Origin of the sequence: Staphylococcus schweitzeri, assembly GCF_002902405.1 — a bacterium.
Classification (GTDB): domain Bacteria; phylum Bacillota; class Bacilli; order Staphylococcales; family Staphylococcaceae; genus Staphylococcus; species Staphylococcus schweitzeri.
The window spans coordinates 37,926-50,378 of the sequence record NZ_PPQS01000035.1 but is presented as its reverse complement, the minus strand read 5'-3'; the positions used below and the strand labels follow the sequence as shown (position 1 = coordinate 50,378).

At 33.4% G+C, this 12,453-nt stretch carries 11 protein-coding genes; 7 read left to right on the top strand and 4 right to left on the bottom strand.

Features of this window, described 5'->3' with window-relative positions; genetic code table 11:
* Positions 1-70: 70 nt before the first annotated feature.
* The 3 genes from CD116_RS07670 to mbcS all read left to right on the top strand — a co-directional run bounded on the left by CD116_RS07670 (position 71) and on the right by mbcS (position 2,849).
* Positions 71-283 (top strand): sterile alpha motif-like domain-containing protein, encoded by a 213-nt coding sequence (locus tag CD116_RS07670; RefSeq protein WP_047426769.1) that lies wholly within the window; start codon positions 71-73, stop codon positions 281-283.
* A 329-nt stretch (positions 284-612) separates the two neighbouring features.
* Positions 613-1,056 carry an antibiotic biosynthesis monooxygenase family protein gene (locus tag CD116_RS07665; protein WP_047530879.1) on the top strand — a complete coding sequence of 148 codons (444 nt, stop codon included), beginning with the start codon at positions 613-615 and terminating at the stop codon, positions 1,054-1,056.
* Between the two features lie 197 nt (positions 1,057-1,253).
* Positions 1,254-2,849, top strand: a complete 1,596-nt coding sequence (gene mbcS / locus CD116_RS07660; protein ID WP_047530878.1) for an acyl-CoA synthetase MbcS — start codon at positions 1,254-1,256, stop codon at positions 2,847-2,849.
* Positions 2,850-2,906: 57 nt separating this feature from the next.
* On the opposite strand, the gene CD116_RS07655 is transcribed toward mbcS, so the two are convergent.
* Positions 2,907-3,155 (bottom strand): hypothetical protein, encoded by a 249-nt coding sequence (locus CD116_RS07655; protein ID WP_047548148.1) that lies wholly within the window; start codon positions 3,153-3,155, stop codon positions 2,907-2,909.
* Between the two features lie 376 nt (positions 3,156-3,531).
* Between CD116_RS07655 and lqo the strand changes: the two genes are divergently transcribed.
* Positions 3,532-5,028 carry an L-lactate dehydrogenase (quinone) gene (lqo, locus tag CD116_RS07650; protein WP_047426759.1) on the top strand — a complete coding sequence of 499 codons (1,497 nt, stop codon included), beginning with the start codon at positions 3,532-3,534 and terminating at the stop codon, positions 5,026-5,028.
* Between the two features lie 181 nt (positions 5,029-5,209).
* Here the strand turns inward: lqo and CD116_RS07645 are convergent, their stop codons facing one another.
* Positions 5,210-6,100, bottom strand: a complete 891-nt coding sequence (locus CD116_RS07645; RefSeq protein ID WP_047426757.1) for a fructose bisphosphate aldolase — start codon at positions 6,098-6,100, stop codon at positions 5,210-5,212.
* A gap of 122 nt (positions 6,101-6,222) precedes the next feature.
* Positions 6,223-6,639 (bottom strand): hypothetical protein, encoded by a 417-nt coding sequence (locus CD116_RS07640; RefSeq protein ID WP_047548146.1) that lies wholly within the window; start codon positions 6,637-6,639, stop codon positions 6,223-6,225.
* Positions 6,640-6,894: 255 nt separating this feature from the next.
* On the opposite strand from CD116_RS07640, the gene CD116_RS07635 reads away from it, so the two are divergent.
* Positions 6,895-8,232: an aspartate aminotransferase family protein gene (locus CD116_RS07635; protein ID WP_047530874.1), complete on the top strand. Its 1,338-nt coding sequence runs from the start codon at positions 6,895-6,897 to the stop codon at positions 8,230-8,232.
* Between the two features lie 79 nt (positions 8,233-8,311).
* Here CD116_RS07635 and CD116_RS07630 read toward each other — a convergent pair whose 3' ends face one another.
* The gene (locus CD116_RS07630; RefSeq protein WP_047530873.1) at positions 8,312-9,760 is read right to left on the bottom strand and encodes an APC family permease; all 1,449 of its coding nucleotides are present in this window, start codon (positions 9,758-9,760) and stop codon (positions 8,312-8,314) included.
* A 686-nt stretch (positions 9,761-10,446) separates the two neighbouring features.
* On the opposite strand from CD116_RS07630, the gene CD116_RS07620 reads away from it, so the two are divergent.
* Positions 10,447-11,406, top strand: a complete 960-nt coding sequence (locus CD116_RS07620) for an L-lactate dehydrogenase (protein WP_000846637.1) — start codon at positions 10,447-10,449, stop codon at positions 11,404-11,406.
* Positions 11,407-11,685: 279 nt separating this feature from the next.
* Positions 11,686-12,390 carry an acetolactate decarboxylase gene (gene budA / locus CD116_RS07615; RefSeq protein ID WP_047530870.1) on the top strand — a complete coding sequence of 235 codons (705 nt, stop codon included), beginning with the start codon at positions 11,686-11,688 and terminating at the stop codon, positions 12,388-12,390.
* The last annotated feature ends 63 nt before the right edge of the window (positions 12,391-12,453 follow it).

Below are 12,453 nucleotides of genomic sequence, written 5' to 3'. Positions count from 1 at the left end.
ACAATTAAATGTGTTTTCTTGGAGGCTTTCGTGGTAGGATTTATATAAGTAAATGGAGAGAAGGAATACTATGAGCTTTTACGAATATATACAAACTTTTAAAGATGATAAAACACCATTAGGCGAATTAGCAATTTGGATAAAAGAAGATGAATCATTTCCCAAAAAAGAAAAGCTAACAGAAAATATTTTGTCTTATTTTCATCAAACGTCAAATTTAGATCATGAGTTTTTAGAAATTGTTAAAAGATCTCTTTCTCTGTATGATCAATTAAAATCATAAATCGATAATATAACGTTAGCTATATATAAATATGAAAGCCGATAATTCTCAATCAAGGAGTTAGCGGCTATTTTTGCGCAGAATAATAGTTGTTTTCATGGAATTAAGTCGAAAATTTAACCGATTAATACAAGAGAATTGTTGGAAATAGGATGAATAAATTTAAAGTTTCTGAAGTTCGTTCTAAAATAGCATCACTTGTTTACGCAAAGATTTATCGCTTAAAGAAAATGTGTAGTATGATTTGTTTTTAAAAATAAGGGAATGAATGACTAGAAGTGGAAATAAAATCTATGAATAAAAAATATCAAGAAATGAAGGCGTAAATGATGAAATTATATGATGCATATAAAGCCTATTTAATAGAAGAATTGAATGACGGTATTTCAATACAAAAGAATAATGACATAGCCTATTATGATGTCTTGGAGGAAATAAATGGCTTATCTAATGATACGTTATGCGTATTAAATCATTTATACATTAATAAAGGTCAAGAAGACGCATTTGAACAAAAGTTCTTACAGCGTAATAAACATTTGCAACATGTTGATGGATTTGAAGCGTTACGATTTTTAAGACCGAGAATGACTGGGCGACATTATATTATTATAACCCTTTGGAAAGATAGACAATCATTTTATAATTGGCAAAATTCAACTGAGTATCAACAGACGCACAAGCATCGTGGAACGTCAAAAGGTGCTGATGTTAAGATAATTAATCGTGAATTATCTTACAATATTCGTATTGAATTGGCTGAAAGCATTTAGAAGAAAATGTATATCAGAAAGGTTTTAAATGTCCTTGAAGGTTGCCGAAAGTCAGGTGGTACTTTTAAGGACATTAATATTTAACTCTATTTAATTGAAAATTCTGTAAAGATAGGCGTATGATATACATAATTCATTTATAAAAAACAGCGTTTATTACAGGAAAATTAGATGTATGATATGAAAGGAAGTTGTTTATGCAGAAGTCAGATTTATTTGCGCCGGAGAAGTATAATATTATTTCAGAAATTGAAAAATACAGTCATATACCTGATAAAAAAGCCATTCTTTATCACAATACTGAAGGTGAAGATATAACGGTAACTTATCAACAACTCATTGAACAGTCTAATAAAGTAGGCAATGTATTAGCGTCACATGGATTGTCTAAAGGTGATAAAGTACTTATCATGATGCCGCGTTCTATTGCAACGTATGAATTATATATTGCTGCTTTAAAATTAGGCGTTGCGATTATTCCATGTTCTGAAATGTTAAGAACAAAAGATTTACAATATCGTATTACGCACGGTGAAATTAATGCAGTCATTGCGTTAGAACCATTCACTGTAGAGTTCGAAAATATTAAAGAATACGAGTCATTAACTAAATTTGTTATTGCTGGTCAAAAAGATGGATGGATTTCACTCGAATCTGAGAAAGAAAATGCAAGCAATCAATTAGAGATGGCTGATACGACGCGTGACGATACAGCAATTTTATCCTATACTTCTGGCACAACTGGAAATCCTAAAGCAGTGACACATTGTCATGGATGGGGATTTGCGCATTTACAAATGGCACCAAAACATTGGCTTTGTATTAATGAAGATGATTTAGTATGGGCAACGGCAGCACCAGGATGGCAAAAATGGGTTTGGAGTCCATTTTTATCTGTGTTAGGTTCTGGGGCAACAGCTTTTGTATTCAATGGAAGATTTAGCCCAGAAACTTATTTAGAATTGCTTCAAAAATATCAAATTAACGTATTATGTTGTACACCGACGGAGTATCGTATGATGGCTAAGTTGAAGAATTTAAATGACTATGATTTAACACATTTACATAGTGCAGTGTCTGCAGGTGAACCGCTAAATAGAGAAGTAGTAGAACAATTTAAGAAACATTTTGATTTAACTGTAAGAGATGGTTATGGTCAAACAGAGAGTACATTGTTAATCGGCTTTTTAAAAGATACACCACAAAGAAGCGGATCGATGGGGAAAGGTATTCCAGGAAGTTTTGTTACAGTAGTAGACGATGAAGGTAATGATGTGCCGCCTAATACGAAGGGGAATATTGCAGTCCCACTTGATTTGCCTGCACTTTTCAAAGGCTATTACAAAGAGCCAGAGCGCACAGCGAAAGCACAAGCGGGGAAATACTATATAACAGGTGATTTAGCACATGTAGATGATGATGGTTATTTCTGGTTTGAAGGACGTCGAGATGACATTATCATCAGTTCAGGCTATACGATTGGGCCTTTTGAAGTTGAGGATGCTTTAACAAATCATCCAGCCGTTAAAGAATGTGCTGTAGTAGCAAAACCTCATGATATACGAGGGAATATTGTAAAAGCATTCGTTATGTTACAGGATTATGTTACAGGTGATGATGCACTCGTTAAAGAGTTACAGCAATTCGTGAAAAATGAAGTAGCACCATATAAATATCCAAGAGAAATCGAATTTGTTGAAGACCTACCGAAAACAAACTCAGGTAAAATACGACGTGTTGAACTACGAGATGCCGAAATTGAAAAGTGGAAACAACAAAAAGATATCAATTAAAAAATAGTTAAAACAGCCCGGAGCATTAGGTGTCATGGTGTGCTCCGGACTGTTAATTTATGACATTCTTTTTCTTCTAGTTATAAATACTAATATAACTTTAGAAATGAGTGCAATCAGTATTAAGAATGAGAAAATATCAGATGTTAAACCTCGAATATCCCAGGTTAATAAAAATTCATGTCCATAACCGACAACAAATTTAAACTCAGTATGTGTTATAACGATAATTACAATACCTACAAGAACAAGATTCAAAATAAATTTCAATATTAAAGGTAATTGAAATGATTTTCTTAGATGCATAGATTGAATCTCCTTTTTATGATTGATTTTACACTTATATTGTATCAAAATAGGTATATGTTTAAAATGCTATGTGTCGGGAGTAAAATGGAAATGGTAGTTAGCGATTTATTGCCAAATAATTATGATTGATTTGATATTTAACTTTTATGAATAAAAGATTTAATATATTGCAAAGTTAATGAATAATTATAATTTACATTTACCACTGCTTGCTTTAACATATATATGTAAGCATTAACTATAGCATTTTGTTACAGCGTATCAATTGAAACAGGAAGTTATTTATGGCGTTGATATTTTATAGAAATATGTCAGTTTTATGTAACTTTCATATTGATGATACACATTTACAATTTTTGGAGAGGTGAAACCAATGGCTAAGTCTAATAGTAAAGACATCGTTTTAATTGGAGCCGGTGTACTTAGCACAACATTTGGTTCAATGTTAAAAGAAATTGAGCCAGACTGGAATATCCACGTTTACGAACGTTTGGATCGTCCTGCAATCGAAAGTTCAAACGAAAGAAATAATGCTGGTACGGGCCATGCAGCATTATGTGAATTGAACTACACTGTTTTACAACCTGATGGTTCTATCGACATCGAAAAAGCTAAAGTGATTAACGAAGAGTTTGAGATTTCAAAACAATTCTGGGGTCACTTAGTAAAAAGCGGTAACATCGAGAACCCAAGAGAATTTATCAATCCATTACCACACATCAGTTATGTTAGAGGTAAAAATAATGTTAAATTCTTAAAAGATCGTTACGAAGCGATGAAAGCATTCCCTATGTTCGATAACATCGAATATACTGAAGACATCGAAGTAATGAAAAAATGGATTCCATTGATGATGAAAGGCCGTGAAGATAATCCTGGTATTATGGCGGCAAGTAAAATTGACGAAGGTACAGATGTAAACTTCGGTGAATTAACACGTAAAATGGCTAAAAGTATTGAAAAGCATCCAAATGCAACAGTGCAATTTAACCATGAAGTTGTTGATTTCGAACAATTATCAAATGGTCAATGGGAAGTTACTGTTAAAAACCGCCTAACTGGTGAGAAATTCAAGCAAGTAACTGACTATGTATTCATCGGTGCTGGTGGTGGAGCAATCCCATTATTACAAAAAACTGGTATTCCTGAAAGTAAGCATTTAGGTGGATTCCCTATCAGTGGACAATTCTTAGCTTGTACAAATCCACAAGTTATTGAACAACACGATGCCAAAGTTTATGGTAAAGAACCACCTGGTACGCCGCCAATGACAGTACCTCACTTAGATACGCGTTACATTGATGGCCAAAGAACATTATTATTTGGACCATTCGCTAATGTTGGACCTAAATTCTTGAAAAACGGTTCTAACTTAGATTTATTCAAATCTGTTAAAACTTACAACATTACAACTTTATTAGCAGCAGCAGTTAAAAACTTACCTTTAATTAAATATTCATTTGATCAAGTGATTATGACAAAAGAAGGTTGTATGAACCACTTACGTACTTTCTATCCAGAAGCACGTAATGAAGATTGGCAATTATACACTGCTGGTAAACGTGTACAAGTTATCAAAGATACACCTGAACACGGTAAAGGATTCATCCAATTCGGTACAGAAGTGGTTAACTCACAAGACCACACTGTAATCGCATTATTAGGTGAATCACCAGGGGCTTCAACTTCAGTTTCAGTTGCGTTAGAAGTATTAGAACGTAACTTCCCTGAATACAAAACTGAATGGGCACCTAAAATCAAGAAAATGATTCCATCATACGGTGAATCATTAATTGAAGACGAAAAATTAATGAGAAAAATCCGTAAACAAACTTCAAAAGACTTAGAATTAGGTTACTACGAAAACTAAATTCTAATAGTTATATTTAAAATCGGGCAACTGAGAAATCCCTATGATTTTTCAGCTGTCCGATTTTTTCTTGTCATCTAGAGTGATATTACTCAAAAAAAGACTCATACATATTGCTGTTTATAGCACATGTATGAGTCTTATCTATTAGTTCAAATTAAAAGCATTTTTGATGTAAAAGTTAGTTTTTGTTTACAGAAGCATCGTAAATTGATTCTACAGCATCACTTAAAGCTTTATCGAATTCTTCTTTAGATTGATCAGCTCTTAAATCACTAGCTAATGCACGTGAGAAGCTTGCGATAAGTTCATCGTTATCTTTAAGTAATTCGTTAGCTTTTTCTCTGCTGTAACCGCCTGATAATACAACGACACGAACAACATTAGGATGTTCAGCTAAGTCTTTGTATAAGTTTGGTTCAGTAGGAATTGTTAATTTTAACATTACTAATTGATCAGCATTTAAGCTATCTAACCCTTTTTTAAGTTCAGCTTTTAATACTTTTTCAATTTCAGCTTTGTCTTTTGCATTAATATTAACTTCAGGTTCGATAATTGGAACTAACCCTTTAGCAATAATTTGTTTAGCAACTTCAAATTGTTGTTCAACAACGTCTTTGATACCTTGTTCATTTAATTCTAAAATGTTAGAACGCATTTTTGTACCAAAAATGTGACGTTCGTTTGCACGATCTAATAAACTGTCTAAGTTGTCGATTGGTTTCATTAATTGAACACCATTTTGCTCTTCAGCAAGACCTTTGTCTACTTTTAAGAACGGAACAACACCTTTATCAGCTAAGTAATCAGCAGTGTATTTGCCTTCTACTTCGCGATCCATTGTTTGTTCGAAAAGAATAGCACCTAAAATCTTATCAGGTGAGAATGAAGGTGAAGTAACCACACGTGTACGCATATCGTGAACAAGTTGGAACATTTCGTCTTCATTGCTATATTGATCTTCGTTTACACCGTATTCTTTAAGTGCTTTTGGTGTACTACCACCACTTTGGTCTAATGCGGCAATAAAGCCTTTTCCATTTTTCATTTTTTCTAATTGCTCTTTATTCATACTTTCCACTCCTTAACTTTTCAATACACCTCCAGTATGATAAAAATGAGAACATTTCTCAAGTCATAAACCTTGAAAAATGTATAAAATGTGAAAAATAATTGTCATTTTAATTAAAAATATTATTTTATTCTAGGTATGACTAACGCCATTAATGACATAAAGAAAATATGTGTAATAATCCAGCCGATTAATTCTGTCACACTAAATTGGAAAATTGGACGTTGCGCAATAAATACTAATAAGGGATACAATGCTATAAATAATAAAAATAAAGGGATATAACATAGATAATAAAGCCTTTTAGAAGTACGAAACAGCAACACAAATACAAAATAAATGACGCTACCAATAAGTAAGTGACATATTATTTCTAGAGTATATGGTGCATTGTCAGAAGGAATTAGAAAATCTAAATTCAATAATAAAGCTTTTAAATGTGTTTGTTTACTTAGTATATCAATCAACATGTTCATCCATAGCAACATGAATGATATGAAAATAGCAGCTGTAAAATGAAGTAATACTTTTAAACGCATACACATCACCTCGAAAAGTAAAATTGAAATATATTCATTGTATTCCCTAATTAAATAGTTGATATCCAAAGAGGTAATTATGATTATACAATTCGCAATTATCAGAATATATTTACAAATCTGAAATTTATTAGTATATTGGATAGTATTCAAAATGGCATGACAGTATTTAAATGTAATTCTTAGTCGAATTTTATGATCATTTTTAGATAGCTGGTTCTACGAGTAAGTACTGTCATTGGGAGGGGAATGTATATGAGTAAAGCACGCCAATTAATTCAAGAGGACGAGCATTATTTTGCGAAATCAGGACGTATTAAATATTATCCATTAGTTATTGATCATGGATATGGAGCAACATTGGTTGATATTGAGGGGAAGACATATATCGATTTGTTGTCGAGCGCGAGTTCTCAAAATGTAGGTCATGCACCTAAAGAAATAACAGCAGCGATAAAAGCACAGGTAGATAAATTTATACATTATACTCCAGCATATATGTACCATGAACCTTTGGTACGTTTAGCTAAAAAGCTTTGTGAAATTGCACCGGGAGATTTTGAAAAAAGAGTAACCTTTGGTTTAACTGGATCAGATGCAAATGATGGTATTATTAAATTTGCTAGAGCATATACTGGGCGCCCATATATCATTAGCTTTACGAATGCATATCATGGTTCAACCTTTGGTGCATTGTCTATGTCAGCGATTAGTTTAAATATGCGTAAACATTATGGGCCACTCTTGAATGGTTTTTATCATATTCCATTTCCTGATAATTATCGTGGCATGTATGAACAACCGAAAGCCAATACTATAGAAGAATATTTAGCGCCATTAAAAGAAATGTTTGCGAAATATTTACCCGCTGAAGAAGTTGCATGTATTGTTATTGAAACGATACAAGGTGATGGCGGACTTTTAGAGCCAGTTCCAGGTTATTTCGAAACATTAGAACAGATTTGTCGTGAGCATGGTATTTTAATCGCAGTAGATGATATTCAACAAGGTTTTGGACGAACAGGCACATGGAGTTCTGTATCACACTTTAACTTTACGCCGGATTTAATTACATTTGGAAAGTCTTTAGCTGGTGGTATGCCTATGTCAGCAATTGTTGGACGCAAAGAGATTATGAACTGTTTAGAAGCGCCTGCACATTTATTTACAACAGGTGCCAATCCAGTAAGCTGTGAAGCTGCTTTAGCAACTATTAAGATGATTGAAGATCAATCATTACTTCAAGCTAGTGCTGATAAAGGAACATATGTAAGAAAACGAATGGATCGATGGATAACTCAATTCGATAGTGTTGGCGATGTTAGAGGTAAAGGTCTTACAATAGGAATTGATATCGTTTCTGATAAAATACTTAAAACACGCGATGCCAGTGCGGCACTTAAAATTTGTAATTACTGCTTTGAGCATGGCGTAGTTATTATAGCTGTAGCAGGAAATGTGTTGCGATTCCAACCGCCATTAGTGATAACATATGAGCAATTAGACACGGCGTTAAACACTATAGAAGATGCACTGACTGCTTTGGAAACAGGCAACTTAGATCAATATGACATATCTGGACAAGGTTGGTAATAGCGATTATCTTAATATAAAATAAAAAATCATTTCCGCATCTGGATGTTAATCAGATGGGAAATGATTTTTTTGATTTTTATTTTGGTGGGTGGTATTCAGCTACATCATTTTTCTTAGAATGTCTAAGTCCATAACTTAAATAAAGAATGATACCAACAATAAACCAAATTAAAGTGTACAATTTCGCTTCGAATCCTAATCCCCAGAATACTAGCAATACTAAAACAAATGTAACTGCTGGTAACACAGGATATAAAGGTGATTTAAACGCAGGAATTGGTAAATCTTTACCTTCACGCTTTCTCAAACGATACATTGCTAATGAAACGAACATAAATGCAACAAGTGTACCTGCTGAAATTAATTGTGCTAAAAATGCGAATGGGAACATAGAACCAATTAAAACACCAATAATAGTAAGTATAACTAGTGCGCGATTAGGTAAATGTTTGTCGTTTAAGTGGCTTAACCATGAAGGTAATAAGCCGTCACGTCCAAAGGAATATAGTAAACGTGAGCCTGCTAACATCATACCAATTAATGCTGTAAACATACCGATAACAGAGATAGCTTGAACAATAGCTGCTACAACACCATGACCACTTTGACGTAATGCCCAACCAACAGGTTCAGCATTGTTTGCGTATTGTGAGTAATGGAACATACCAACTAACACAAGTGCTACAGCAATAAATAATACGATAGCAATACTTAAAGAACCAAGAATACCTCTAGGCATTGTCTTTTGAGGATCAAGTGCTTCTGCTGAGTTTGCTGCGATAGAATCGAAACCGATATACGCTAAGAAAATCATTGAAACACCAGCATATATGCCTTGCCATCCACCAAAGTCACCTGTAGCAGTTACTTTGTGTTCTGGAATAAATGGCACATAGTTACTAACATTTATTGCTGTTAAACCTACGATTACAAATAGAATAATAGCTAATACTTTTAAAATAACTAAAATATTTTCCATACGTGCTGCTTCTGACATACCACGTGATAGTAATAATGCAGTTAATAAAATAACGATAGCAGCAATAATATCGATAAAACCGCCATTCGTACCAAATGGATTTGATAATGCTGCTGGTAATTCGATGCCAATTGGTTTCACAAGTCCGCGTAAATTCGCTGAGAATCCTGATGCAACAAAGGCCACGGCGATAAAATATTCAGCTAATAAAGCCCAACCGGCAACCCATCCAAAGAATTCACCAAATAATACATTGACCCAAGAATAGGCTGAACCTGCAAATGGCATAGCGGCAGCCATTTCTGCATAAGTAAATGCAACTAAACCAGCAACAATAGCAGCGAGTAAGAATGATAACGCAACGGCCGGTCCTGCATGTTGTGCAGCAACAATGCCAGGTAGCGTAAAGATAGATGTCGATACAATTGTTCCTACACCTAAAGCTAAGAAATCACGCACCCGTAGTGTACGCTTTAAATGACCATCTTTATTTTGATAGATAGCCGGATCCTCTTTTCGTGCTATTTTATTGAAAAAACTTCCCATAAACTTTCCTCCCAAACATTCATAAACAATTCTATACGGTGTTTTTTAATATGTTATATCATAGCACAAATAATCAATATTTTGTCTAAAAATTCTGAAAAATCACAACTTTATGTTACGTATTAATGACTTGTCTTGATAACATCCATAGATTTTTTAAATGATAAAACTGATTATAACAGATATTAAATGAATAAGTAGTATTTTTTGCTAATTTTCTAACAATTTTGCGCATTATATTTTTAAAATCAATTTCATGTTTATGTCTGATTGGCTAGTTTGTATGAAATGTAATTCTTTGACTATAAAAAGGTGCATCAAATATGATGAGGGTAAGGCGGAAAATAGGAGGTTATATAGTAAGTCATTTAAGTCGAATAGCCATCCTTTTTAAAATGAAAAAAATAGAAAGTTCAATAGTTTGTTAAAGCCTTTAAATAGCGTCATTACGCAATTTTAGAATGCTAAAAATTGTCACAAATTTCAAATTACGTGCTAAAGCTTGAGATATCAATATTTATTGGCGTTAGAGTGTAATTTGACTCCGCTTACATCTCAGTTTTATGTTTGTAATTTGGTAGCATAATATTATAATAAAATAAAATTGTTAATCTTTAATTTCAGCATAGATATTTTTACGTGTAGTCACGTGTAAAATAAATTCAATTAGGTTAGGAGACATAATTATGAAAACATTTGGTAAAAAGGTTGTATTAATCGGAGATGGATCTGTAGGATCAAGCTATGCCTTTGCAATGGTTACGCAAGGTGTTGCTGATGAATTTGTAATTATTGACATTGCAAAAGACAAAGTAAAAGCAGATGTTCAAGATTTAAACCATGGTACAGTCCACAGTCCTTCACCAGTTGATGTGAAAGCAGGTGAATACGAAGACTGTAAAGATGCAGATTTAGTTGTTATTACAGCTGGTGCACCTCAAAAGCCAGGTGAAACTCGTTTACAATTAGTTGAAAAAAATACTAAGATTATGAAGAGCATTGTTAAGAGTGTAATGGATAGCGGCTTTGATGGGTATTTCTTAATCGCGGCAAACCCTGTAGACATTTTAACAAGATTTGTAAAAGAATATACTGGATTACCAGCAGAGCGTGTTATCGGTTCAGGTACTGTATTGGACAGTGCACGTTTACAATATTTAATTAGCCAAGAACTTGGTGTTGCACCTTCAAGTGTTGACGCTAGTATTATTGGTGAGCATGGTGATACTGAACTTGCAGTTTGGTCACAAGCAAATGTAGCAGGTATTTCAGTATATGACACATTAAAAGAACAAACTGGTAGCGAAGCTAAAGCAGAAGAAATTTATGTAAATACACGTGACGCTGCTTATGAAATTATTCAAGCTAAAGGGTCAACATACTATGGTATTGCATTAGCATTGATGCGCATTTCAAAAGCCATTTTAAATAATGAAAATAATGTCTTAAATGTTTCTATACAATTAGATGGTCAATATGGTGGTCACAAAGGTGTTTACCTAGGTGTACCAACATTAGTTAACCAACATGGTGCAGTTAAAATTTATGAAATGCCATTAAGTGCAGAAGAGCAAGCGTTGTTCGACAAATCTGTTAAAACATTAGAAGATACATTCGATTCAATTAAATACTTGTTAGAAGACTAATTCAGATTTAAATTTTTTTAAAATAGATATGTTAGTGATAAGTGAATCTATCAAAGTTGCAGTAATTTGTTTCATTGATAGGTTCATTTTTTGTACAGTCATTGATAGAGAGAACACTTTTGACGTAAAATAATAAATGAATAAAGTATCATGACTCATAAATATAAATGACACGCAACAAATTATCGAGATGTAATTGGCCATATAAGATAGGAATATTACATGAGGTACATTTTAGAGCATGACGACTAGCAATACTATATGGGAGATGGTTTTCGAATGACAAATGTCTTGTATCAACATGGCACATTAGGTACGTTAATGGCTGGCTTATTAGAAGGAACAGCGACTATTAATGAACTATTAGAACATGGTAATTTAGGAATTGCAACGTTAACGGGTTCTGATGGAGAAGTAATCTTTCTAGATGGAAAGGCATATCATGCCAATGAACATAAGCAATTTATAGAGTTAACAGGTGATGAGAAAGTACCATATGCATCGATTACTAATTTTAAAGCAAGTACAACTTTTTCATTGCAACAACTGTCACAAGAAGATGTGTTTGCACAAATTAAAAATGAAATGTTAAGTGAAAATTTATTTTCAGCTGTAAAAATTTATGGCACATTTAAACATATGCATGTACGAATGATGCCTGCTCAGCAACCACCATACACACGTTTGATTGATTCAGCTCGCAGACAGCCGGAAGAAATAAGGCAAAATATTCGTGGTACTGTTGTTGGATTTTTTACACCAGAATTATTTCATGGTGTAGGATCTTCTGGTTTCCATATTCATTTTGCGGATGATGAAAGAAGTTATGGTGGACATGTGCTTGACTTTGAAGTGGATGATGTCATCATTGAACTTCAAAACTTTGAAACATTTCAACAACATTTCCCAGTAAATAATGAGACATTTGTTAAAACGAAAATAGATTACAAAGATGTGGCTGAAGAAATTAGAGAAGCCGAATAACCCTATATTATAAGAAGACCTTAACGATATTAAGAACAGGTGGTTCTTAATACATCGTTAAGG